Below are 23,778 nucleotides of genomic sequence, written 5' to 3'. Positions count from 1 at the left end.
GCCTTCGGGGGCTATGACCTGGAACGAAGCCCCTGCCCCCGGCGCACCGGCCGGCCGTCGGCGCGCGCTGGGGCGGGGACCGGGTACCGGGCCGGCCGAGCCGGTCGCCGTACCCGCCGAGCCCGCCGAAGCGGAGCCGCCGGAGCACGGGCGTGCCGAGCCGGAGCGAGAGTCCGAGCCGGAGCCCGGGCATGCCGAGCCGGATTCCGGGCCGGCTGTGCCCGAGTCCGCTTCCGACGGTGTCTTCAAGGTCCGTCTCGCCAACTTCGAGGGCCCCTTCGACCTGCTGCTCCAGCTGATCTCCCGGCACAAGCTGGACGTCACCGAGGTCGCCCTGTCCAAGGTCACCGACGAGTTCATGGCACACATCCGGGCCATGGGGCCGGACTGGGACCTGGACCAGACCACGGAGTTCCTCGTCGTCGCGGCCACGCTGCTCGACCTCAAGGCCGCCCGGCTGCTGCCCGCCGCCGAGGTGGAGGACGAGGCCGACCTGGCGCTGCTGGAGGCCCGGGACCTGCTGTTCGCGCGGCTGCTGCAGTACCGCGCCTACAAGCGGATCGCCGACATCTTCAACGAGCGGCTCGACGAGGAGGCCCGGCGGTATCCCCGTACCGTCGGCCTGGAGCCCGGGCACGCCGAGCTGCTGCCCGAGGTCGTCATCAGCATCGGCCCGGAGGGCTTCGCGAAGCTCGCCGTCAAGGCCATGCAGCCCAGGCCCAGGCCGCAGGTCTACGTCGACCACATCCACGCCCCGCTGGTCAGCGTGCGGGAGCAGGCCCGGATCGTGGTGGCGCGGCTGCGCGAGCTGGGCGAGGCCGGCTTCCGGGAGCTCACCGAGGACGCCGGGGACACCCTCACCGTCGTGGCCCGGTTCCTGGCGCTGCTGGAGCTGTACCGGGAGAAGGCCGTCGCGCTGGAGCAGGAGACCGCGCTGGGGGAGCTGACCGTGCGCTGGACCGGCGGGGAGACGGATCCGGCTCCGCTGGTCACCGACGAGTTCGACCGCCCGCCGAGGCGGCCCGAGGAGGAGAGGAAGGCATGAGCGAGCCCGCCGGTCTCGACCTCAAGCCCGCCCTGGAGGCGATGCTCATGGTCGTGGACGAGCCCGCGACCGAGGAGCACCTGGCGCGGCTGCTGGAGCGGCCCCGGCGGCAGGTCGCGGACGCCCTGCGCGAACTGGCCGACGAGTACACCGCGCAGGGCCGCGGCTTCGAGCTGCGGTTCGTCGCGGGCGGCTGGCGCTTCTACACCCGCGCCGCCTACGCGCCGGCCGTCGAGCGGCTGGTCCTGGACGGCCAGACCGCCCGGCTCACCCAGGCGGCGCTGGAGACCCTGGCGGTGGTCGCCTACCGCCAGCCGGTCAGCCGCAGCCGGGTCTCCGCCGTGCGCGGGGTGAACTGCGACGGCGTGATGCGCACCCTGCTCCAGCGCGGTCTGGTCGAGGAGGCGGGCACGGAACCCGAAACAGGTGCGATCCTGTACAGGACGACGAACTACTTCCTGGAGCGGATGGGCCTGCGCGGCCTGGACGAGCTTCCGGAGCTCGCGCCCTTCCTCCCCGAGGCGGAGGCGATCGAGGCCGAGACCCAGGAGGGGGTCCCGTCGTTCGACCCGGACGCGCCCGACGCGCCCGGCGGTCAGGACGCAGACGACTAAGACGGAAACCTTGATGCGAAGCAGCGGCAGCGGCAAGAGCGGCGGGCGCGGTAACTACCGCGGTGCCGGCAACGACAGGGACCAGAAGCAGGGGCAGGGCCGGCCCCGCAAGCCCCGCCCCGAGGAGCGCCGCTACGACGTGGGCCCCGGGGCCACCAAGGACGGCCCCAAGGCGGGTCGTGGCGGTGCCGCGCGAGGCGGCGCCAAGGGCGGCCCGAAGCGGACCCAGCAGGGCGGCCGTACGGCCCCGGCGCGCTCGCGCGAGTACGAGACGCGGGTCGAGGAGCGCAACCGGGAGCGGTACGCGGGCAAGAAGGACATCAAGCTGCCCAAGACCTTCCCGGGCGCCGAGCAGGAGGGCGAGCGGCTGCAGAAGGTCCTCGCGCGCGCCGGCTACGGCTCCCGGCGGGCCTGCGAGGAGCTGATCGACCAGGCCCGGGTCGAGGTGAACGGCGAGATCGTCACCGAGCAGGGCAAGCGGGTCGACCCGGAGAAGGACGAGGTCAAGGTCGACGGCCTGACCGTGGCGACCCAGTCGTACCAGTTCTTCTCGCTGAACAAGCCCGCGGGCGTGGTCTCCACCATGGAGGACCCCGAGGGCCGGCAGTGCCTCGGTGACTACGTCACCAACCGCGAGACCCGGCTCTTCCACGTCGGCCGGCTGGACACCGAGACCGAGGGCGTCATCCTGCTCACCAACCACGGCGAGCTGGCGCACCGCCTCACCCACCCGCGGTACGGCGTGAAGAAGACCTACCTCGCGGCCATCGTCGGCCCGATCCCGCGCGACCTGGGCAAGCGGCTGAAGGACGGCATCCAGCTGGAGGACGGCTACGCCCGCGCCGACCACTTCCGCGTGGTCGAGCAGACCGGCAAGAACTACCTGGTCGAGGTGACCCTGCACGAGGGCCGCAAGCACATCGTGCGCCGCATGCTGGCGGAGGCCGGTTTCCCGGTCGAGCGGCTGGTGCGCACCGCCTTCGGCCCGATCACCCTCGGCGACCAGAAGTCGGGCTGGCTGCGCCGCCTGTCGAACACCGAGGTCGGCATGCTGATGAAGGAAGTCGATCTCTAGAGCGCGCCTTGCGCTTGATCGCCATCCCCCTTTATTGTCATGGTGACGATAAAGGGGGATGACCGCATGCCGAAGCAGCCGGCGACCGGAGCACTTCTCGGACTCGCCCTCGGGGACGCCCTCGGCTACCCGACCGAGTTCAAGACCGTGCCGATGATCGAGTCGGCCTTCGGGCCCTGGCGCGGGCTGGAGCTGCCGCGGCGCGCGCTCGTCTCCGACGACACGCAGATGACCCTCGCCGTCGGCCGCGCCCTGCGGACCGCCCTGGATCTCGGCGACCTGACGCCGAAGGGGCTCGAGGAGCCCCTGCGCGAGGAGTTCGTGGACTGGTACCGGTCGCCGGAGAACAACCGCGCCCCCGGCGCCACCTGCCTGCGGGCCTGCGAACTGCTCACCGACCGGGAGCGGGCCTGGCAGGACGCCAGTCAGACCGGCTCCAAGGGCTGCGGCGCCAACATGCGGGTCGCCCCGGTCGGCCTCGCCCCCGGTCTGAGCGGTGAACAGCGCGCCGGCGCCGCCCAGTTGCAGGCCGCGCTCACCCACGGCCACCCCACCGCGCTGGCCGCCTCCGACCTCACCGCCCACGCCGTCCACCTGCTCGCCCAGGGCACCGACCCCGCCGGACTCGTCGGGCGACTGCGTTCGTACGCCCTGGAACGCCGCACGTTCTACGACCACACCTGGCTCGGCGACCTGTGGACCCGCGCCCAGGACCCCGGCCCCGAGCACTTCATCGCGCGCGGCTGGGACGAGTGCCTGGCGATCCTCGACCGGCTCCGGCAGGCCGTGCGGACCGCCTCCCCGGAGACCGACCCCTGCCTGGCCACCGGCGAGGGCTGGATCGCCGAGGAGGCCCTCGCCACCGGGCTGCTGTGCTTCCTGCTCTTCCCCGACGAGCCCGTCAGCGCCCTGCGCCGGGCCGCCTGCACCGCCGGCGACTCCGACTCCATCGCCTGCCTCACCGGCGCCTTCGCGGGCGCCTGGCTGGGCGCCGGGGCCTGGCCCGCCGACTGGACGGAACGGATCGAGTACCGAGACGACCTGTCGGCCCTGGGCACGCTCTGGGACGCTTAGGCCCATGCTCGACGATCTCGACATAGACCTGGCCCCGGTGATCGCGGAACAGCCCGACCCCCTGCTGTTCGCCACCGTCTCCGGAGCCCACCTGTACGGCTTCCCCTCGCGGGACTCCGACGTGGACCTCAGGGGCGTCCACCTGCTCCCCGCCGCCGACCTCGTCGGCCTGCGCGAACCGGAGGAGACCCGCTCGCGCACCTGGGTCCGCTACGGCGTCGAGCTGGACCTCGTCACCCACGACCTGCGCAAGTTCGCCCGCCTGATGCTCCGCCGCAACGGCTATGTGCTGGAGCAGCTGCTCTCCCCGCTGGTCGCGCACACCGGCGAGGCCCACCGGGAGCTGACCGCGCTCGTCCCCGGCGTCCTCACCAGCCACCACGCCCACCACTACCGCGGATTCGCCGCGACCCAGTGGCGGCTGTTCGAGAAGACCGGCGAACTCAAGCCGCTGCTCTACACCTTCCGGGTGCTGCTCACCGGCATCCACCTCATGCGCAGCGGCGAGGTCCAGGCACACCTGCCCACGCTCCTGGAGCTGGCGGGCGGGCCCGGCTATCTGCCCGAGCTGATCGCCGCCAAGCGGGAGCGGGAGAACGCCCGCGCCGACGTCGACCGGGACCGCGTGGCGGCGGACGTGGAACGGCTGCACACCGCGCTGGACGAGGCGCAGGCCGGCTCAGCGCTGCCCGACACCGCCACCGCCCACGACGCCCTGCAGGACCTCGTGGTCCGGCTCCGCCTGGAGGGCTGAGGCCCGGCGCACCCGGTACAGGAAGGCGGCCACGCGGGCCCGGTCCGGCTCGGCCGGCAGCGGACTGCCCCGCAGGGCCTCCTCCGCCTCGCCCGCCAGCCGGGCCATCCACGCCTCCGCCCGCGCCCACGGCACCTCCCCGCGCCTGACCGCCAGCAGGGGCTCGCGCAGCTCGCCCACGTCGATCCGCAGCTCGCCGGTGCGCAGCAGGTCCCGGGCGGTCGTCAGCAGGCGCAGCAGGTGCATCGCGTGCTTCCAGCGCGGGGCGCCCGTGGTGCGCACGTCGGCGTCCAGCCGCTTGCGCTGGCCGAGGGCGTACCGGGTGAAGGTGTCGTGGACCTGCCGGGACAGGAAGGCGCCGCGCAGGGACAGCAGCTCGCGGCCGGTGTCGTCCACGTGCTCCACCAGCGGGGAGTGCAGGCACTCCAGGATGTTCGGGTTGCCGCGCAGCGCCAGCTCGCAGAACCGCTCCAGCTCCCAGGAGAAGCGCTCCTCGCCCGGCCCCTCCACATGCGTCGGCGGCTTCTCGAACCGCCAGAACAGCGGGGTCGGGGCGAGGAACACCCCGCGCCGGTCGGTGTCGCTGGCGTCCGTCGCCAGGCCGAAGGCGCGGGAGCCCATGACACAGGCGTAGACGGTGTGGTCGCGTACCAGGTCCTGCGGCTGCATCCCCGGAGCGTACGCGGGCGGCTCAGGTCAGGTAGACCGAATTTCCGCGCACCGTCACCGGCTCCTCGGCCAGCGGCCTGCTCGCCGGGCCGGCCGCCACCGAGCCGTCGGCGATGCGGAACCGGCTGCTGTGACACGGGCACAGGATGGTGCCGTCCGTGACCTGGCTCACCGTGCAGCCCTGGTGGGTGCAGACCGCCGAGAACGCCTTGAAGCGGCCCTTCTCCGGCTGGGTGACCACGATCTTCCGGTCCTCGAAGACCTTGCCGCCGCCCTCGGGGATGTCCTCGGTGCGGGCCAGCGGCCGCCCGGCCGGGGCGGCCTCCCGCGCGGCGGGGGACGTCTCCCCGGCGCCGCCCTCGGCGGCGGGGGAGGGCGGGGACGCCGGAGCCGTGGGCGGTTGCGGTGCCGTGGCGGCGCCGCTGTCGGCGCCGCACCCCACGCAGCCCAGGGCGAGCGCGCCGGCGCCCGTGGCGAGAACCGTGCGCCGTGTCGCTGGCTGGGGCATGTCAGACCTCCGTACAGACGTGCAAATCCATGGATACCGGACGTTCCGCATCGTCTCAGTGCGCGGTCGGCGCACGCCCGTACCGCGCGGCTGACTACGCTGGACGGACCAAGAACGAAACACGCACGTCAGCGAGGAGCAGCCGTGGCGGTACGAGCGGTCCGGGGAGCCGTCCAACTGGAACGGGACGACCCCGGTCACATGGCGGAGCAGGTCGGCGCCCTGCTCACCGCCGTCCTCGAACGCAACGGGCTGACCGCCGACGACCTGATCAGCATCTGGTTCACGGCCACCCCCGACCTGCACAGCGACTTCCCCGCCGTCGCCGCCCGCCGGCTCGGCCTCGTCGACGTCCCCCTGATCTGCGCCCAGGAACTCGACATCGAGGGCGCCATGCCCCGGGTCGTACGGATCCTCGCGCACATCGAGTCGGACCAGCCCCGCGCCGACATCACCCACGTCTACCTCGGCGCCGCCGCGGCCCTGCGCAAGGACATCGCCCAGTGAGAACCGCTCTCGTCATCGGAACCGGCCTGATCGGCACCTCCGCCGCCCTGGCCCTGGCCCGGCGCGGCGTCGCCGTCCACCTCGCCGACCACGACCCCGGACAGGCCCGCACGGCCGCCGCGCTCGGCGCCGGCACCGACGATGCGCCCGACGGCCCGGTCGACCTGGCGATCGTCGCCGCCCCGCCCGCCCATGTCGCCAAGGTGCTCGCCGACGCCATGCGCCGCGGCCTGGCCCGCGGCTACCTGGACGTCGCCAGCGTCAAGGGCGGCCCGCGCCGCGAACTCGAGGCGCTCGGCCTGGACCTGACCTCCTACCTCGGCACCCACCCGATGTCCGGCCGGGAGAAGTCCGGCCCGCTGGCCGCCACCGCCGACCTGTTCGAGGGCCGCCCCTGGGTGCTCACCCCCACCCGGGACACCGACACCGAGGTGCTGAACCTCGCCCTGGAACTGGTCTCGCACTGCCGGGCCGTCCCGGTCCTCATGGACGCCGACGCCCACGACCGCGCCGTGGCCCTCGTCTCCCACATGCCCCACCTGGTCTCCAGCATGGTCGCCGCGCGCCTGGAGCACGCCGAGGAGTCCGCCGTACGGCTGTGCGGGCAGGGCATCCGGGACGTGACCCGGATCGCCGCCTCCGACCCGCGCATGTGGATCGACATCCTGTCCGCCAACCCGGGCCCGGTCGCCGACCTGCTCTCCGAGGTCGCCGCCGACCTGACGGAGACGGTCCGGGCGCTGCGCGACCTGGAGTCCGCCGACGAGACCCGGCGCGACGAGGGCAGCGCGGGCATCGAGAACCTGCTGCGCCGCGGGAACGCCGGCCAGGTGCGGGTACCCGGCAAGCACGGGTCCGCGCCGCGGGCCTACGAGACCGTGGTCGTCCTCATCGACGACCAGCCCGGCCAGCTCGCCCGGATCTTCGCCGACGCCGGCCGGGCCGGGGTCAACATCGAGGACGTGCGCATCGAGCACGCCACCGGACAGCAGGCCGGTCTGGTGCAGCTCCTGGTCGAGCCGCAGGCCCAGGAGGCGCTGAAGGAGGCACTGCGGGAGCGGGGCTGGGCGCTGCGCCAGTAGCGCCCGCGCGGCGCGGCCCGCCCGCCGTACGCGGGCCGCGCGGGCCGGACGCCCGTCCGCCGTACGAGGGTCCCGCCGTCGGTACGCCCGTCCGCCGCCCGCGTACGTCCGGACGAGTGACCCGCACCCAGTAACCTTGTGCGGGGCGCTCTCGCTCCCCGCACCCCGCCCGCACCGCACCAGGAAGGTGTCCCCCCGTGGAAAACGGCGCCGCCCCGACCGCCAGGCCCGTGATCGTCGCGATCGACGGTCCCTCCGGCACGGGCAAGTCGAGCACGTCGAAGGCCGTCGCCGCGCAGCTCGGCCTCAGCTACCTGGACACCGGCGCCCAGTACCGGGCGATCACCTGGTGGATGGTGACCAACGGCATCGACCTGGAGGACCCGACCGCCATCGCCGCCGTCGCCGGCAAGCCGGAGATCGTCTCCGGCACCGACCCGGCCGCCCCGACCATCACGGTCGACGGCGTCGACGTGTCCGGCCCGATCCGCACCCAGGAGGTCACCTCCAAGGTCAGCGCGGTCAGCGCGGTGCCCGAGGTGCGCACCCGGATCACCGAGCTCCAGCGCTCGCTGGCCGCCGCCGCGGAGCACGGCATCGTCGTGGAGGGCCGCGACATCGGGACGACCGTCCTGCCGGACGCCGACCTGAAGATCTTCCTCACCGCCTCCCCGGAGGCCCGCGCGGCCCGCCGCAGCGGCGAGCTGAAGGGCGCCGACGTCCACGCCACCCGCGAGGCCCTGATCAAGCGGGACGCGGCCGACTCCAGCCGCAAGACCTCGCCGCTCGCCAAGGCCGAGGACGCCGTCGAGGTGGACACCACCGAGCTGTCCCTCGCCCAGGTCATCGAGTGCGTCGTCACCCTGGTCGAGGAGAAGCGGGCCGGGAAGTGACGCTCGCGCCGGTGCCCTCGGAGCGGGGCGCGGAGGTCGGCCGCCGCATCGGCGTCGGGCTGATGTACGGCCTGTGGCGGCCACGGGTGCTCGGCGCCTGGAAGGTGCCGGCCACCGGCCCGGTCATCCTCGCCGTGAACCACTCCCACAACATCGACGGACCGATGGTGATGGGCGTGGCACCCCGCCCCACGCACTTCCTGATCAAGAAGGAGGCCTTCGTCGGCCCGCTGGACCCCTTCCTGACCGGCATCGGCCAGCTGAAGGTGGACCGCGCCACGGCCGACCGGGGCGCGATCTCCCAGGCGCTCGGCGTGCTGGCGGACGGGGGAGTGCTCGGCATCTTCCCGGAGGGCACCCGGGGCGAGGGCGACTTCGCCGCGCTGCGCGCCGGGCTCGCCTACTTCGCGGTCCGCAGCGGGGCGCCGATCGTCCCCGTGGCCGTCCTGGGAAGCGCCGAGCGTCCCGGCCGGTTGATAAAGGCACTGCCCCCGCTGCGCTCCCGCGTCGACGTGGTCTTCGGAGACCCCTTCGACGCGGGTGACGGCAGCGGCCGGCGGACGCGCGCGGCGCTGGACGCGGCGACCGGGCGGATCCGGAAACAGCTCACCAGCCACCTGGAAAACGCCAGGCGCCTGACCGGGCGCTAGGCGACACTTGAGTAGTGGATCAGCCCCCACCGGGCCGGTCCACCGATCACCACCAATGAACGACGAGGTACGGACTTCATGAACGACGACATCCAGCCCGACGGCTCGGCCGAGCACGAGTACGAGCACGGGGCTCTCGGCGACGCCGAGTACGCGGAGTTCATGGAGCTCGCCGCGGAAGAGGGCTTCGACATCGAGGACGTCGAGGGCGCCATCGAGGCGGCGGGCCACGGTCCGCTGCCCGTGCTCGCCGTCGTCGGCCGCCCCAATGTCGGCAAGTCGACTCTGGTGAACCGGATGATCGGCCGCCGTGAGGCGGTCGTGGAGGACCGGCCGGGCGTCACCCGCGACCGCGTCACCTACGAGGCCGAGTGGGCCGGACGCCGCTTCAAGGTCGTCGACACCGGCGGCTGGGAGCAGGACGTCCTCGGCATCGACGCCTCCGTGGCGGCCCAGGCCGAGTACGCGATCGAGGCGGCCGACGCGGTCGTCTTCGTCGTGGACGCCAAGGTCGGCGCGACCGACACCGACGAGGCGGTCGTCCGGCTGCTGCGCAAGGCCGGCAAGCCGGTCGTGCTGTGCGCCAACAAGGTCGACGGCCCGAGCGGCGAGGCCGACGCCGCCTATCTGTGGAACCTCGGCCTCGGCGAGCCGCACCCGGTCTCGGCGCTGCACGGCCGCGGCACCGGCGACATGCTCGACGCCGTCCTGGAGGTGCTGCCGGACGCGCCCGAGCAGTCCTTCGGCACCGCGATCGGCGGCCCCCGCCGGATCGCCCTGATCGGCCGCCCGAACGTCGGCAAGTCCTCGCTGCTGAACAAGGTCGCCGGCGAGGAGCGCGTCGTCGTCAACGAGCTGGCGGGCACCACCCGCGACCCGGTGGACGAGATCATCGAACTCGGCGGCAAGACCTGGAAGTTCGTGGACACCGCCGGCATCCGCAAGCGGGTCCACCTCCAGCAGGGCGCCGACTACTACGCCTCCCTGCGCACGGCGGCCGCGGTGGAGAAGGCGGAGGTCGCGGTCATCCTGCTCGACGCCTCCGAGAACATCTCGGTCCAGGACCAGCGGATCGTCACCATGGCCGTCGAGGCGGGCCGCGCGATCGTCCTGGCCTTCAACAAGTGGGACACCCTCGACGAGGAGCGCCGCTACTACCTGGAGCGGGAGATCGAGACCGAGCTGGGCCAGGTCGCCTGGGCGCCCCGGGTGAACGTCTCGGCGCGCACCGGCCGGCACATGGAGAAGCTGGTCCCGGCGATCGAGACGGCCCTCGCGGGCTGGGAGACGCGTGTCCCCACCGGCCGCCTGAACGCCTTCCTCGGCGAGCTGGTCTCGGCCCACCCGCACCCGATCCGGGGCGGCAAGCAGCCGCGCATCCTGTTCGGCACCCAGGCCGGCACCAAGCCGCCGCGGTTCGTGCTGTTCGCCTCCGGCTTCATCGAGGCGGGCTACCGGCGCTTCATCGAGCGCCGGCTGCGCGAGGAGTTCGGCTTCGAGGGCACCCCGATCCACATCTCGGTGCGGGTGCGCGAGAAGCGCGGCGCGAAGAAGAAGTAACAGCGGTACGACACGACGGGCGGCCCCTGGTTCTCCAGGGGCCGCCCGTCGTGTGCGGAGGAGGTCACGCGCCGCGGCGCTGCCCCGGTGGCAGGGCGGCGGCCGGGACGTAAGGCGCCCCGGAGTCCTGCTGCCGGCCGAGCGTGCCGACCCGCTGCCACTGCGACTGCTGCCGGGCGCTGTAGGCCCCCGCGCTGTAGGCGCTGTAGGAGCTGCTGAACGTCCCCGCCCGGTGGCCGCCGTATCTGCTCCTGCCGTCCGGGAAGTCCCCGAAGGCGCTGAACCTCAGCTCCTCCTCACCGCTGCGGTCCCCGGGCAGCGTGCGGAAGGTCTTGACCCACTCCGCGTAGAGCGTGTCGTAGATCGGCGTGGCCGACGGTCCACCGGAAGGCTCCTGCGCCGCCCGGGCGGGCGGCACGGAGGAGAAGGACCGACGGGGCGGTGTGTCGTATGCGTGCACGTATGTCCAAACGACCGGAGCCCCGAAGGGATGCGGTCGTACAACTCCCCAGGGGGCGCGGGCCGTCCGGCGGGCGGACCTCAGGTACCGGCGAGGGGCAGCGCCGCGGCGACCAACCTGCCTTGCGCGGCGGCCCTGTCGAGGGCCTCCCGCAGCAGGTCCTCCCGGGGCTGCCGCCCGATGGACCCCACCGGGGCGGCGAACATCAGCACCTGCTGGTGCTTGTTGGCGGCGGCCCGCCAGCCGTCGGTCACCTGGAGCGGCTGATGCGCCTGCCACCAGGCCACCGGCCGGCCGCCGTCGCCGCCCGGCTGGAGCACCGCGTGCAGCCGGCCCATGGCCAGCAGCACGGACCAGCCGTGCAGCACCTCGGGTACACCGGTCAGTTCGGGCACCGGCGCGAAGCCCTGCTCGATGAGCAGCTGGAGGAATTCGTCGTCGGGCCCGTCCGTGCCCGGCCGGACGATCGCGGAGGTCGGTTCGACCACGAGCGCGGGGTGCAACTCGCCGTCGACCAGGACCAGTCCGCTGGTCACGCCGAGCACCGCCTGCTCGGGCACGGACCGCTGCGGCTCGCCGTCGGCCGGCGCGTCGTCGACGACGCCGATGGACCGGACGGCGCCCCGCAGCTGTTCCTCCGTGACCTGCACGACCTGCGAGGGCAGACAGCCGGCGTGGGCGAAGGCGAGGACGGCGGTCTCGTCGCCGACGAACAGTACGGTGCTGGTGCGCTCCTGCTCGGAGTCGCCCGGGGTGCGACAGGACGTGCAGTCGTAACTGCCCGGGGCGTTCTCTCCGGCGAGCAGCCGTTCGGCTTCTTCGTCGCCGATCTCGGCGCGTACGGCGTCACTGACGTCGAGCATGCGCGGCACGGGTGGCTCCCTCGGGATGCGGTGCTGGTGTCGGCCGGTTGGCTCCCGGCCGATGAGCCCCGGGGTTGCGGGCTCATGAAGAAGACAACGGGCGTCCTGTGGTGGGAGTCACGCCCCGGGAAGGACTGGTTCGCGCCTTGCCCCGCACGGGGTCACCTTGGGTACGGAATGCGGTACGCATCGTCAACTTCTTGTATGCGACAGGCACTTGAAAGGGTGAGGTGGCTCACAGGCCGGTAAGGGAGGGTGGTGGGAATATCAGGAAATCTCCGTATGTAGTGGGTGGCCTGAAATCGCCGCTACCTTCGGTAACCGGCAACTGGCCTGGCACGACGGCGAGTTGGTTGATTCCGGCCGCCGGTCCTCCCTAGATTCCTCCGCCGTGTGCAACGAGCACCGCTCGGGTACGTCCGCCGGCCGGCGTCAGGCAGAGCACGATCGCCGACACCGGCCACGGCGGACGGGGCGGGCGCGAGGGACCCCGGTCGTGCGGGGTGCCGGCGCGTTCCGCCCGGGGGAGCCCGGGTTCGTGGAGAGGGAACCATATGTCCGAGTGTGCCGATACCACCCGCCACCCCGCCCGTTCCGAGGGCACCCGCAAGGGCCGCACCGCGGCCACTCTCGCGGGAGCCGCCCTGCTGGCCCCCCTGGGCCTGCTGGCCGCGACCGGCAACGCCGCCGCGGCGGACAACGGTGTGTGGGACCGCATCGCCCGGTGCGAGAGCGGCGGCAACTGGCACATCAACACCGGCAACGGCTACTACGGCGGGCTCCAGTTCTCCGCCGGCACCTGGCGCGCGTACGGCGGCACCGCCTACGCCCCGACGGCCGACCAGGCCTCCAGAAGCGCGCAGATCGCCGTCGCCACCCGGGTCCAGCAGGCCCAGGGCTGGGGCGCCTGGCCGGTCTGCTCCGCCCGGGCCGGAGCCTCCGGCACCGCCCCGGCGGCCGCCCGCAGCGGCTCCACGGGCACGGCGGCGCACAGCGGCGGCGCGGCGACCAAGTCCGCCCCCGCCGAGTCCGCCCCCACCCGGTCCGCCCCGGCGAAGGCGCCGGAGCGTTCGGCGGCCGGCACCGGCCGCAGCGCCTCCCGCGGTGACTACACGGTCCGCGAGGGCGACACCCTGAGCACCATCGCCGCCCGGCACGGGACCACCTGGCAGCGGATCCACGCCGCCAACCGGGCCGTCATCGGCGACGACCCCGACATGATCGTGCCCGGTCAGCGCCTCGTGCTCTGAGCACCGGTCACGGTGAGACGTACGGCCGCCGCCCCGGCCCGGGGCAGGCGGCCGTCCGTGTCCGGTGCCCGGCCTCACGAGGACCGCGCCTGATGCCCCTTCGGCTCGGGCTGCGGGGCCTGGCCCGCGTACTCCGGGTGGTGCAGATCGAAGGCGGGGGACTCGCTGCGGACGCGGGGCAGGGTGACGAAGTTGTGCCGGGGCGGCGGGCAGGAGGTCGCCCACTCCAGCGAGCGGCCGTAGCCCCAGGGGTCGTCGGTGTCGACCTTCTCGCCGTGCGTGGCGGTCTTCCAGACGTTGTACAGGAACGGCAGCGTGGACAGGCCGAGCAGGAAGGAGCCGATCGACGAGACCGTGTTCAGCGCGGTGAAGCCGTCGGACGCCAGATAGTCGGCGTAGCGGCGGGGCATGCCCTCGGCACCCAGCCAGTGCTGCACCAGGAAGGTGGTGTGGAAGCCGGTGAAGAGCGTCCAGAACTGGATCTTCCCCAGCCGCTCGTCCAGCATCCTGCCGGTGAACTTCGGCCACCAGAAGAAGAAGCCGCCGAAGACCGCGAAGACGACCGTGCCGAAGACGACGTAGTGGAAGTGGGCGACGACGAAGTACGAGTCCGTGACGTGGAAGTCCAGCGGCGGCGAGGCCAGGATCACCCCCGTCAGACCGCCGAACAGGAACGTCACCAGAAAGCCCATCGCCCACAGCATCGGCGTCTCGAAGGACAGCGACCCCTTGATCATCGTGCCGGTCCAGTTGAAGAACTTCACCCCCGTCGGCACCGCGATCAGGAACGACATCAGCGAGAAGTACGGCAGCAGCACCGCCCCGGTGGCGAACATGTGGTGCGCCCACACCACCATCGACAGCCCGGTGATCGCCATCGTGGCACCGACCAGCGTCAGATAGCCGAAGACCGGCTTGCGGCTGAACACCGGGATGATCTCCGTGATGATCCCGAAGAACGGCAGCGCGATGATGTAGACCTCGGGATGCCCGAAGAACCAGAACAGGTGCTGCCACAGCAGCGACCCGCCGTTCGCCGCCTGGAACACCTGCGAGCCGAACCGCCGGTCCGACTCCAGCACCAGCAGCGCCGCCGCCAGCACCGGGAACGCCATCAGGATCAGGATCGACGTGAACAGCGTGTTCCACGTGAAGATCGGCATCCGGAACATCGTCATGCCCGGCGCCCGCATCCCGATGATCGTGGCGACGAAGTTGACCGCGCCCAGGATCGTCCCGAAACCGGACAGCGCCAGGCCCATGATCCACAGGTCCGGGCCGACGCCGGGGGAGTGGTGGGCGTCGTTGAGCGGCGCGTAGGCGAACCAGCCGAACGCGGCCGGCCCGTCCGGCACCACCAGCGAGCCCAGCACGATCAGCCCGCCGAAGGCGAACAGCCAGTACGACAGCATGTTCAGCCGGGGGAAGGCCACGTCCGGGGCGCCGATCTGCAACGGCATCAGCTCGTTGGCGAAGCCCGCGAAGCTCGGGGTCGCGAACAGCAGCAGCATGATCGTGCCGTGCAGCGTGAACAGCTGGTTGAACTGGTTGTTGTCCATCAGCTGGAGCCCCGGCCGGGCGAGTTCGGCGCGCATCAGCAGCGCCATGACCCCGCCGGCCAGGAAGAAGCCGAACGCCGTGATCAGATACAGATGACCGATCTTCTTGTGGTCGGTGGTGGAGAGCCAGTCCACCACCACCCGGCCGGCCCGGTGGCGCCCCGCCGGACGTGCCGTCACCCCTGCGGTCTCGGTCCCCATCGCTCGCCCCTTCGCATCGTCGCGCCCGGGCCCGCCCGCCGGTCGCCCCCGGCCCGCGGGCGGGTACCCGCGAGCGGCCGCCGAGATGCCCGCCGGGCCGTGCACCGGGGCGGGGCGCGGCCGGCGGTCGCGCCGGATCCGTGAATTTCCCATGTGGCGTCAGATGCCGTGGTACCGCACCGGATTCGCGGGGAATCGCGCCCGGGTCCGCCCCGATCCCCACTGCGGCACTTTCCGCCGGGGAATTCGAAGGCGCCGTCCGACACGCGTGAATTCTGTTCGATTACCCCGGTAAGCCGAACGGAAACCCCCCACACGTGTGACGGACTTCGGACAAAACCCGGGCCCGGAAGCTGTGACGGAGATGTGACCGGGGGCGGCCGCTTCTCCTGCCCGGCCGGTCCCGGCTAGCGTGGCCGTATGGCACCGATTCCCACTCCGCCAGCGGAGCCCCAGGACAATCCGGACGGGTACGTCGGCCTGGACGCCGCCCACGCCGAACGGCTCGCCCGGCGGCGCGGCTGGACCACGGTACGGGCGCTGCCGCCGGGTGCGATCATCACCATGGAGTACCGGGCCGGACGGCTGAATTTCGAGGTACGGGACGGCCGGGTGAGCCGGGCCTGGAGGGGGTGACCCGGCGCCGGTACGGCGAAGGCCCCGCTCCTGTCGCAGGAGCGGGGCCTTCGCCGTCGGCGCGGGGGAGGTGGTGCGTACCGGACCCCGTCGCCCGAGTCTCCGTCAGCCGCCCGTCAGGGGGCGGGCCGGCTGGCTCGTGCCACGCGGCAGGCGGTCGGCGTGTGGCGGGCGCCGGCTGCCGACCGGGGTGACCGGGGTGCGCTCCGACCGGGTGGTGTGCGGTCCCGGTGCCAGGTGCGCGAGGCCCCGGGAGGCGCGGGTCGGGGAGACCGGTTCGCGGGCCGGGGCCGGCTGCTCCGCCGGGGTGCCGAGCGGCCGGAGCGCGACCGGCGTGACCGGGACGGCCGGCTCGGGCCGGCCGCGGCGGGTGCGCCAGCGGTCGCGCAGGTCGAACAGCAACAGTTCGGCCCTGGCGATCAGCGGCTCGAACCAGGGCAGGGCGAGCAGGATCAGCAGGCCGGCGGCCCAGCCCAGCAACACGTCGCTCAGCCAGTGCGTACCGAGGTAGACGGTGGTGAGGCCGACGCCGAGCGAGGTGACCGCGGAGAGGGCCGACAGCCAGCGGCGCGCTCTCGGGGTGGAGGCCAGATAGGCCAGGATGCCCCAGGTGACGACCGCGTTGGCGGTGTGGCCGCTGGGAAATATATCGCCGCCCAGGCCCATCTCGTTCGAGCCGATGGTGGTGGCGTAGTGCGGGCCGAGCCGTCCCATGCCGATCTTGGCGGCACCGACGGTGACGTTCAGCAGCAGCAGCGAGGTGGCGAGGGTGAGCAGCGGGCGCAGGGTGTGCTGCCGCCAGGAGCGCCAGCCGAGCCAGGCCGCGACCATCACGGCGGTGGGGCCGCGCTGGCCCAGCACCACGTAGTAGTCGAGGAACGCGTGGATCTCCGGCCACTGCTGGTACGGCCGGAAGAACATGACCTGCCAGTCCAGCCGGACGAGCCAGGAGGTGGTCACGACGGCCCACACGATCGCCAGGTAGAAGGCCAGGGTCGCGGAGAACAGCACGACCCGGTGCCGGCTCATCCGCGGCATATCGATGTGGGCCGGTCGTTCCGGCTCCCGGTCCAGTCTGGCGAACACCCGGTCCAGACGCCGGGTGAGGTTTCGTTCGGTACGCACCCAATCGACGTTACAGCGAGTGAGCGGTGTTCCCGGTCGAAACTGCGGCTTTGTGATGACGATGTGATGTGGGAAACCTCTCAAGGGCGGCCAGAATTCCCCCGATTCCGCAATCCGGGGAGACCGATCGGGCCAATTCCTTTGATCACGCCGGGTGTTGTTTATATGGCGCTTATGAATGCGTTAACCCGGTCCTGGCGTGGAATTCTCCCGGACGTCATCGGGCCGTCGGAGTCGATCACGGCGGCCCGGAACCGTTCAGCCAGAACGCCCCGTAGACCGCCGCGACGCCCGCCAGACCGGCCGTGACCAGGGCCGCGACCGGGGTGCGCCGCCGGGCCAGGGCGCGGGCGAGCGGCAGCAGCAGGGGGAAGGCAGGCATCAGCAGCCGTGGCTTGGAACCGAAGTAGCTCGACGCGCACAGGGCGAGGGCGAGGACGACGCCCGTGTAGACCAGCAGCGCGGCCGGCTGGCGCCCGCGCACACAGGTGACGTACAGCCAGATCAGCAGGGCCACGCCGACGATCAGACCGAGGCCGGCGAGGGCGGACGGAAAGGACGTGAACCGGCCGGCCACGAAGCGGGCGAAGGCGTAGCCGCCGTCGAAGCCGTTGCGCCAGCCGGCCTGGACGTCCAGATAGCCGAGCGGGCCGGCGCCGGTGCGCCGGCCGACCCACAGGACGTACCCGGCGGCCCCGAGCGGGGCGAGCAGCATGCCGAGCGCGCGACGCCGGACGGGGCCGCCGGGCGCGGACGAGCCGACCTGCGTGTCGGCCGGCGCGTCGGGGGCGTGGCCGTCGGGGCCGTGTGCGCCGGGGGCGTGTGTGTGGGGGTGCGCGCCCGGCGCGTGCCGCGTGCCGCGCTCTCGCACGAACGAGACCACGCCCGCCGTCCACACCGCGGCGACCACCGCCATCCCCACCGGCCGGGTCAGCCCCGCCAGGGCCGCGAGCACACCCGCGCTCACCCACCGCCCGGTCAGCACCGCGTAGAGGGACCAGGCCGCCAGCGCCGTGAACAGCGACTCGCTGTACGCCATCGACTGCACGATCCCGACCGGCAGCACCGCCCACAGCAGCACCGCGAAGAAGCCGGCCCGGGGGCCGTACAGCCGGTCCGTCACGGCGAAGATCCCGGCCGCGGCGGCCGGCGAGGCCAGCAGGCTCACCACGAACCCGGCGTCCGCGTACGACAGCGGGGCGACGGCGTGCAGCAGCCGCTCCAGCCAGGGCAGCAGCGGGAAGAACGCCAGGTTGGAGTGGACGTCCCCGTTCGGCAGCCGCACCTCGTAGCCGTAGCCCAGGTCGGCGACCCGGGTGTACCAGAGCGAGTCCCAGCGCGCGGTCAGCAGCGTGTAGGCGCTCTTGCCGCGCGCCGCGCTCCACCCCGCCAGCACCGCCAGCCCCAGGGCGCGGACCACCGCGTAGCCCAGCAGGGCCGGGACCGCCCGGCGCAGGAGAGGGGCGCGGGCCGGGACCACGCGCGTTTCAAGATCGCTCACGGGCTCGATTATCGACCGCGCCGCGTACCGGACCGGTCGCCGGGTCACGGTCAAGGGGCGGCGACGTGCGGTACGCCACACGGGTTGCCTCGTGCGTGTGAGAGGTCCGCCACGTGTCCGCGGGGCCGGCTCGCGTACGCTGACGAGTCACTCGCGTGGGTTCGCGCGGGCCGGAGACACCGCTCGCTCCGGCCGTACGACGGTCAGTCCCCGCCCCGTCGGTCCGCCCCGCGCGAGGGATCATCTGGGAGGTACGTACATGTCCGGGACGACCACGGCTGCCGTAGGGCGGCATCGTCGGGCGGCCGGGGCCGGTGCCGACCGGTGGGTCGTCCTCGTCGTCCTGTGCGTGAGCCTGCTGCTCGTCGCGCTCGACGCCACCGTGCTGCACGTCGCGGTCCCCGCCGTCACCGAGGACCTCCGGCCCGGCGCCGTGGAACTGCTGTGGATCGTCGACGTCTACCCGCTGGTCTGCGCCTCGCTGCTGATCCTCTTCGGCACCCTGGGGGACCGGGTCGGCCGCAGACGGGTGCTGCTGCTCGGCTACGGCCTCTTCGGCGTCGCCTCCGCGCTGGCCGCGTTCGCCTGGAGCGCGCCGATGCTCGTCCTCGCCCGCGCGCTGCTCGGCGCCGGCGGCGCGATGATCATGCCGGCGACCCTGTCGATCCTCCGGCAGGTCTTCCCCGACCGGCGTGAGCGGGCCCTCGCCATCGGCGTCTGGAGCGCGGTGGCGGCGGTCGGCGCGGCGGTCGGACCGCTGCTCGGCGGGTTCCTGCTGGAGCACTTCTGGTGGGGTTCGGTCTTCCTCGTCAACATCCCGTTGATGCTGGTCAGTCTTCCGGTGGGCCGGATGCTGCTGCCGGAGTCACGGGGCACGGACGACGGCCCCTGGGACGTGACCGGCGCGCTGCTCGCGGCGGGCGGGCTCTTCTGCGCCGTCCTCGGGGTGAAGCGGCTCGGCGGCGGGGAGGCGGTGGCGAGCCCGGTCACCGTGCTGCCCCTGCTGGCCGGCGCGGCCCTCCTCTTCCTCTTCGTACGGCGCCAGCGACGGCACCCGCACCCGCTGGTGGAACTGCGGATGTTCGCCCGGCCCGCGTTCGGCACGTCGGTGGGCTGCATCGTGCTGGCCATGCTCGCGCTGGTCGGACTGGAGCTGGTCGCCGCGCAGTACCTGCAACTGGTGCTCGGGCTGTCCCCGCTGCAGACCGGCCTGAGGCTGCTGCCGCTGACCGTCGCGGCGATGGCGGCGGGCCTGGCGGGCGCCCGTGTGCTGCGCCGGTTCGGGCCGCGCCGGATGGTGTGCGCCGGGTTCTGCCTGACGGCCGCGGCGGTGCTGACGCTGACCGCGATGGGCGGCGCCGACGACCCGCCGCTGCTGCTGGCCGGGTTCGTGCTGCTGGGCTTCGGCCTGGAGACCACCCTCTTCGGCGCCTACGAGTCGATGCTGAGCGAGGCCCCGGCCGGCCAGGCCGGCGGCGCGGCGGCGATCGGCGAGACGTCGTACCAGCTCGGCGCGGGCATCGGCATCGCGCTGCTGGGCAGCGTCATGAACGCGGCCTACGCCCCGGGGCTCCGCTCGGTGCCCGGGGTGCCCCGGCCCGCGGCGGACGCGGCGGGCCACTCGCTCGGCGAGGCCTACGAGGTGGCCGGGCGGCTCGGCGGGGGCACCGGGGCCGCGCTGCGCCGGGCGGCGCGCGACTCCTTCGTGCACGGGCTGCATGTGACGCTGCTGGTGAGCGCCGGACTGTTGCTGCTGGGCGCGGTGCTGGCGCTGCGGCTGCCGTGGGTCATGCAGTGCGGCGAGGAACCGGACGGCGCGGAGCTGGGCCTCCCGGCACCCCGCGAGGCGGAACCGACCCCCGGCAAACCCCGCGTCACCGCCTGACCGGGGCTCCGCCGGATACGCGGGAGACCGCGCCGGTGCGCTCGGGTGCGCGGGGGGATCGTGTCGGTCGGCTCGGGCGTGCGGGGCCGGTCCGCTCGTGTGTGCGGGAGGCCGTGCCGTTGTGCTCGGGTGTGGGGAGGTCGTGCCGGTGTGTTCGGGTGCGCGGGGGGATCGTGTCGGTCGGCTCGGGCGTGCGGGGCCGGTCCGCTCGTGTGTGCGGGAGGCCGTGCCGATCCGCTCGGACGCGCGGACACCGTGCCGATCTGGCCGGGTGGGGGGACCGTGCTGATCCGGCCGGGGGTGTGGGAGACCGTGCCGATCCGCTTGGACGCGCGGCCACCGTGCCGATCTGGCCGGGTGTGCGAGGGGACCGTGCCGATCCGCTCGGACGCGCGACCACCGTGCCGATCTGGCCCGGTGTGCGGGGGGACCATGCCGATCTGGCCGGGGGTGCGGGAGGCCGTGCTGATCCGGCCGGGCGTGTGGGAGGACCGTCCCGAACCGTCCAGGCGTGCGGGACGCCGTGCCGATCCGCCCGGGCATGCGCGACACCGTGTCGATCCGCTGAGGTATGGGCCACCATGCCGATCCGCTCGTCCGGGCGCGACACCGTGCCGTCCGCTCTGGACGTGGGGGACGCTCCGCCGTAACGTCGGCCGGAGAGCCGTAACTAGCGCTGCTAGTTTTGTCGCGTTTCCGTCCCGGAGGGTGTCCCATGTCCGCGTCCGCGAAGCTGCCCCCCTTCGATGCCGCCGACCCGCTCGGCATCGACGATCTGCTGGAACCGGAGGACCTGGCGATCCGGGACACGGTCCGGGACTGGGCGGCCGACCGCGTCCTGCCGTACGTCGCCGACTGGTACGAGAGGGGCGAGCTGCCCGGCATCCGGGACCTCGCCCGCGAACTGGGCGCGCTCGGCGCCCTCGGCATGTCGCTCACCGGGTACGGCTGCGCGGGCGCGAGCGCCGTGCAGTACGGGCTGGCCTGCCTGGAGCTGGAGGCGGCCGACTCGGGCATCCGGTCGCTGGTCTCCGTGCAGGGCTCCCTGGCGATGTACGCCATCCACCGGTTCGGCAGCGAGGAGCAGAAGCGGCAGTGGCTGCCGCGCATGGCGGCCGGCGAGGTGATCGGCTGCTTCGGGCTGACCGAGCCCGACCACGGCTCCGACCCCGCCTCGATGCGCACCCACGCCAAGCGCGACGGCGACGACTGGGTCCTCAGTGGCCGCAAGATGTGGATCACCAACGGCTCGGTCGCCGGGGTGGCCGTGGTCTGGGCGCAGACCGAGGAGGGCATCCGCGGCTTCGTCGTGCCCACCGACAGCCCCGGCTTCTCGGCGCCGGAGATCAAGCACAAGTGGTCCCTGCGCGCCTCCGTCACCAGCGAACTGGTCCTGGACGACGTACGGCTGCCCGGCAGCGCCGTGCTGCCGGAGGTGACCGGGCTGCGCGGACCGCTCAGCTGTCTCTCGCACGCCCGCTACGGCATCGTGTGGGGAGCGATGGGCGCCGCGCGCAGCAGCTTCGAGGCGGCCCTGGACTACGCGAGGTCACGGGAGCAGTTCGGGCGGCCCATCGGCGGCTTCCAGCTCACCCAGGCCAAGCTCGCCGACATGGCCGTGGAGCTGCACAAGGGGATTCTGCTCGCCCACCATCTGGGGCGGCGGATGGACGCCGGGCGGCTGCGTCCGGAACAGGTCAGCTTCGGGAAACTCAACAACGTCCGCGAGGCCATCGAGATCTGCCGTACGGCGCGGACGATCCTCGGTGCCAACGGGATCTCCTTGGAGTACCCGGTGATGCGGCACGCGACCAATCTGGAGTCGGTGCTCACCTACGAGGGCACCGTCGAGATGCACCAGCTGGTGCTGGGCAAGGCGCTCACCGGGCTGGACGCCTTCCGGTGAGCCCCCTGGCAGGGCGGGGCCGTGAGCGGCCCTGCCTCAGCTCTGGTTGAAGAAGCCGTCGGAGCGGTGCGCGGACGCCTCGCCGCTGATGATCTCCGTGTCGGCCGGGGTGAGCAGGAACACGCGGTTGGACACGCGGTCGATCGAGCCCCGCAGCCCGAAGATGAGCCCGGCCGCGAAGTCCACGACCCGCTTGGCGTCGCCGGGCTCCATGTTGGTGAGGTTCATGATGACCGGGACTCCGTCCCGGAACAGCTCGCCGATGGCGCGGGCGTCCCGGAAGCTGTCCGGGGTCACCGTGCCGATCCGGCGGCCCTTCTCCTCGGCGGTGTCCGTGGCCACCCGCACGCGCGGGTCGGTGACCCAGGCGTCCCCGGACTCGGTGCCCTCGGAGTAGTCGTCGTCGTAGTAGCGCTCGTCATCGTTGTCGTCGACGAGGCCGAGCCATGCACTCGCCTTGCGTACCGATCCCATGGACGCCTCCTCTCACAGCGGTCTTTCTTGCTTTCCGCATCCCTATGGTCATCCATGATGCGGACGGCGCGCCAAGTGGATAGACGCCGCGCGGGGGGTTTGTGACGGTACTGGTGCACAGCCGATCCGTCGAGAGTCCTTGTGCCCCAAGGGTCCTGAGTCATACCGCTGCTGACTGAGAGTGAAATATGATTGTTCGCGGCGGACGGGTGAGAAGAGGTGCGTCCGGGTGATCCTGACAGGCGCTCAGACGGGCCCCGGCGGTCGCCGGGGCCCGTCTGGCCGTCAGTTCCTCTGTGGGGTCGCGCTGTTCAGTCGCTCTGTTCCGGCGGGCTGATGCGGGACTCCTTGATCGCCGATCCGGTCGTTCCCCACTTCTTGAGAATCCGCTCGTAGGAGCCGTCGGAGAGCAGCTTGTTGACGGCCGCCTGGAAGGCCGGCGCCAGCTTCGAGCCCTTCTTGAAGGCGAAGCCGACGTCCAGGCGGTGGTACTCGTTGAGGAACTTCAGGCCCTCCTGATGGGCGACGGCGTAGCGCAGGCCGTTGATCGTGGACATCACCACATCGCTGCGGCCCTGCTGGAGCGAGGACCACATCGCGCTCTGCTCGCCGTACGTCTGCACCCGGTACTCCTTCTTGCCCGCGTCGGAGCAGACGTGCTTGTTCCGCTCCAGCGTGGCCTCGAAGGTGGTGCCCGCGCCCGTCGCCACGTTCAGGCCGCACAGCTGCTTCAGGTCGGTGATCTTCGTCAGCTCGCTGTCCTTGCGGGCGGCGAAGCCCTGCCCGTCGTTGACGTAGGTGACGAAGTCCACGGTCTTGCGGCGCTCGTCGGTGACGCCGAAGTTGCTGGCACCGAAGTCGTACTTGCCGCTGTCCAGGGCGGGCAGGATCGCGTCGAAGCTCGCCTGCTCCACCTTCAGCTTGATGCCGAGCACCCGGGCCACCGCCCGGGTGAAGTCGACGTCCTGGCCGGTCAGGGTCTTGCCGTCGCCCAGGTAGGCGGTGCCGGGCGGGGTGCCGCCGACGCTGACCGCGACGGTCAGGCCGGTGGTGCCGGCGGGCAGCAGCCTCGCCGCGGCCGGGTCCTTCGGGATGGCGGAGACGACGTCGGTGGTGGGTATCCCGGCGTTCTTGGCCGCCACTCCCGAGGCGTCCGTACCGTCCGCGCCGCCGGAGCCCGAACCGCAGGCGGTGAGCAGCAGGGCGGCCGATGTGATGGCGGTAAAGGGCATGACATACCGAAAAATGGGCGTACGCATCGGTCAGCGGTCTCCTGGGAGCAGACGGGTATGCGAAAAACGCGAGGGGAGGGGGCGCGTGTGAAGGCGGGGAGGAGCAAGAGAACGCGAGGAGGCCCGCCTGAACGGCGGGCACGCGCAGGGGGTCAGCTCAACAGGAACAGGACCACACGCGACCGAAGTCGATGTGGGAGCGGGTGACCAGCCACTGCTGTGGATGCATGGGCCAAGTGGAACAGGCATCCGGTT

Annotated in this window: 23 protein-coding genes; 14 read left to right on the top strand and 9 right to left on the bottom strand. The window is 72.6% G+C overall.

Going from position 1 to position 23,778, the window contains the following annotated elements; genetic code table 11:
• Positions 1-13: 13 nt before the first annotated feature.
• From HB370_RS10055 to HB370_RS10035, 5 genes are all read left to right on the top strand, one after another.
• A complete protein-coding gene (locus HB370_RS10055; protein WP_051816086.1) occupies positions 14-1,045 on the top strand; it encodes a segregation/condensation protein A in 1,032 nt (343 codons plus the stop codon).
• Positions 1,042-1,659, top strand: a complete 618-nt coding sequence (gene scpB / locus HB370_RS10050) for an SMC-Scp complex subunit ScpB (protein WP_030790591.1) — start codon at positions 1,042-1,044, stop codon at positions 1,657-1,659. Before HB370_RS10055 ends, scpB begins: the two co-directional genes overlap by 4 nt.
• Before the next feature lie 13 nt (positions 1,660-1,672).
• The gene (locus tag HB370_RS10045) at positions 1,673-2,734 is read left to right on the top strand and encodes a pseudouridine synthase (protein WP_030790588.1); all 1,062 of its coding nucleotides are present in this window, start codon (positions 1,673-1,675) and stop codon (positions 2,732-2,734) included.
• Positions 2,735-2,800: 66 nt separating this feature from the next.
• A complete protein-coding gene (locus tag HB370_RS10040; RefSeq protein ID WP_030790585.1) occupies positions 2,801-3,808 on the top strand; it encodes an ADP-ribosylglycohydrolase family protein in 1,008 nt (335 codons plus the stop codon).
• A 4-nt stretch (positions 3,809-3,812) separates the two neighbouring features.
• On the top strand, positions 3,813-4,562 hold the full coding sequence (locus HB370_RS10035) for a nucleotidyltransferase domain-containing protein (RefSeq protein ID WP_030790582.1): 750 nt from the start codon (positions 3,813-3,815) through the stop codon (positions 4,560-4,562).
• Here the strand turns inward: HB370_RS10035 and HB370_RS10030 are convergent.
• The gene (locus HB370_RS10030; RefSeq protein WP_030790580.1) at positions 4,488-5,231 is read right to left on the bottom strand and encodes a nucleotidyltransferase domain-containing protein; all 744 of its coding nucleotides are present in this window, start codon (positions 5,229-5,231) and stop codon (positions 4,488-4,490) included. The two genes, HB370_RS10035 and HB370_RS10030, sit on opposite strands and share 75 nt — an antisense overlap.
• A 22-nt stretch (positions 5,232-5,253) precedes the next feature.
• Positions 5,254-5,739 (bottom strand): Rieske (2Fe-2S) protein, encoded by a 486-nt coding sequence (locus HB370_RS10025; protein ID WP_030790577.1) that lies wholly within the window; start codon positions 5,737-5,739, stop codon positions 5,254-5,256.
• Positions 5,740-5,883: 144 nt separating this feature from the next.
• On the opposite strand from HB370_RS10025, the gene aroH reads away from it, so the two are divergent.
• The 5 genes from aroH to der all read left to right on the top strand — a co-directional run bounded on the left by aroH (position 5,884) and on the right by der (position 10,431).
• Positions 5,884-6,246, top strand: a complete 363-nt coding sequence (aroH, locus tag HB370_RS10020) for a chorismate mutase (protein WP_030790574.1) — start codon at positions 5,884-5,886, stop codon at positions 6,244-6,246.
• Positions 6,243-7,328, top strand: a complete 1,086-nt coding sequence (locus HB370_RS10015; RefSeq protein WP_030790571.1) for a prephenate dehydrogenase — start codon at positions 6,243-6,245, stop codon at positions 7,326-7,328. Before aroH ends, HB370_RS10015 begins: the two co-directional genes overlap by 4 nt.
• 197 nt (positions 7,329-7,525) lie before the next feature.
• Positions 7,526-8,221 (top strand): (d)CMP kinase, encoded by a 696-nt coding sequence (gene cmk, locus HB370_RS10010; protein WP_030790568.1) that lies wholly within the window; start codon positions 7,526-7,528, stop codon positions 8,219-8,221.
• Between the two features lie 62 nt (positions 8,222-8,283).
• On the top strand, positions 8,284-8,871 hold the full coding sequence (locus HB370_RS10005; protein ID WP_244406019.1) for a lysophospholipid acyltransferase family protein: 588 nt from the start codon (positions 8,284-8,286) through the stop codon (positions 8,869-8,871).
• 78 nt (positions 8,872-8,949) lie between these two features.
• Complete coding sequence (gene der, locus HB370_RS10000) at positions 8,950-10,431, top strand: ribosome biogenesis GTPase Der (RefSeq protein ID WP_030790563.1); 1,482 nt, start codon at positions 8,950-8,952, stop codon at positions 10,429-10,431.
• A gap of 64 nt (positions 10,432-10,495) precedes the next feature.
• On the opposite strand, the gene HB370_RS09995 is transcribed toward der, so the two are convergent.
• Positions 10,496-10,891 carry a hypothetical protein gene (locus HB370_RS09995; protein WP_030790560.1) on the bottom strand — a complete coding sequence of 132 codons (396 nt, stop codon included), beginning with the start codon at positions 10,889-10,891 and terminating at the stop codon, positions 10,496-10,498.
• 80 nt (positions 10,892-10,971) lie between these two features.
• The gene (locus tag HB370_RS09990) at positions 10,972-11,763 is read right to left on the bottom strand and encodes a hypothetical protein (protein WP_030790557.1); all 792 of its coding nucleotides are present in this window, start codon (positions 11,761-11,763) and stop codon (positions 10,972-10,974) included.
• Between the two features lie 545 nt (positions 11,764-12,308).
• Between HB370_RS09990 and HB370_RS09985 the strand changes: the two genes are divergently transcribed.
• Positions 12,309-13,004 carry a transglycosylase family protein gene (locus tag HB370_RS09985; RefSeq protein ID WP_030790555.1) on the top strand — a complete coding sequence of 232 codons (696 nt, stop codon included), beginning with the start codon at positions 12,309-12,311 and terminating at the stop codon, positions 13,002-13,004.
• A gap of 74 nt (positions 13,005-13,078) precedes the next feature.
• Here HB370_RS09985 and ctaD read toward each other — a convergent pair whose 3' ends face one another.
• The gene (ctaD, locus tag HB370_RS09980) at positions 13,079-14,764 is read right to left on the bottom strand and encodes a cytochrome c oxidase subunit I (protein WP_030790552.1); all 1,686 of its coding nucleotides are present in this window, start codon (positions 14,762-14,764) and stop codon (positions 13,079-13,081) included.
• Positions 14,765-15,184: 420 nt separating this feature from the next.
• Here ctaD and HB370_RS09975 point away from each other — a divergent pair, with 420 nt between their 5' ends.
• Entirely contained in the window at positions 15,185-15,400 is a 216-nt protein-coding gene (locus tag HB370_RS09975; RefSeq protein WP_030790548.1) for an I78 family peptidase inhibitor, read from the top strand.
• Between the two features lie 105 nt (positions 15,401-15,505).
• On the opposite strand, the gene HB370_RS09970 is transcribed toward HB370_RS09975, so the two are convergent.
• Positions 15,506-16,525 (bottom strand): phosphatase PAP2 family protein, encoded by a 1,020-nt coding sequence (locus HB370_RS09970; RefSeq protein WP_030790545.1) that lies wholly within the window; start codon positions 16,523-16,525, stop codon positions 15,506-15,508.
• Between the two features lie 238 nt (positions 16,526-16,763).
• Positions 16,764-18,026 (bottom strand): mannosyltransferase family protein, encoded by a 1,263-nt coding sequence (locus HB370_RS09965; protein ID WP_030790543.1) that lies wholly within the window; start codon positions 18,024-18,026, stop codon positions 16,764-16,766.
• A gap of 259 nt (positions 18,027-18,285) precedes the next feature.
• On the opposite strand from HB370_RS09965, the gene HB370_RS09955 reads away from it, so the two are divergent.
• Complete coding sequence (locus HB370_RS09955; RefSeq protein WP_030790540.1) at positions 18,286-19,911, top strand: MFS transporter; 1,626 nt, start codon at positions 18,286-18,288, stop codon at positions 19,909-19,911.
• 715 nt (positions 19,912-20,626) lie between these two features.
• On the top strand, positions 20,627-21,817 hold the full coding sequence (locus HB370_RS09950; RefSeq protein WP_030790537.1) for an acyl-CoA dehydrogenase family protein: 1,191 nt from the start codon (positions 20,627-20,629) through the stop codon (positions 21,815-21,817).
• Between the two features lie 36 nt (positions 21,818-21,853).
• Here HB370_RS09950 and HB370_RS09945 read toward each other — a convergent pair whose 3' ends face one another.
• Entirely contained in the window at positions 21,854-22,291 is a 438-nt protein-coding gene (locus HB370_RS09945) for a cell division protein SepF (protein WP_030790534.1), read from the bottom strand.
• A 311-nt stretch (positions 22,292-22,602) separates the two neighbouring features.
• A complete protein-coding gene (locus HB370_RS09940) occupies positions 22,603-23,523 on the bottom strand; it encodes an ABC transporter substrate-binding protein (protein WP_037702857.1) in 921 nt (306 codons plus the stop codon).
• Between the last annotated feature and the right edge of the window lie 255 nt (positions 23,524-23,778).

Source organism: Streptomyces sp. DSM 40868, assembly GCF_011820545.1.
GTDB classification, from domain to species: Bacteria; Actinomycetota; Actinomycetes; order Streptomycetales; family Streptomycetaceae; genus Streptomyces; species Streptomyces eurythermus.
The sequence above is the reverse complement of the archived record's forward strand: the minus strand, read 5'-3'. Positions and strand labels throughout refer to the sequence as shown.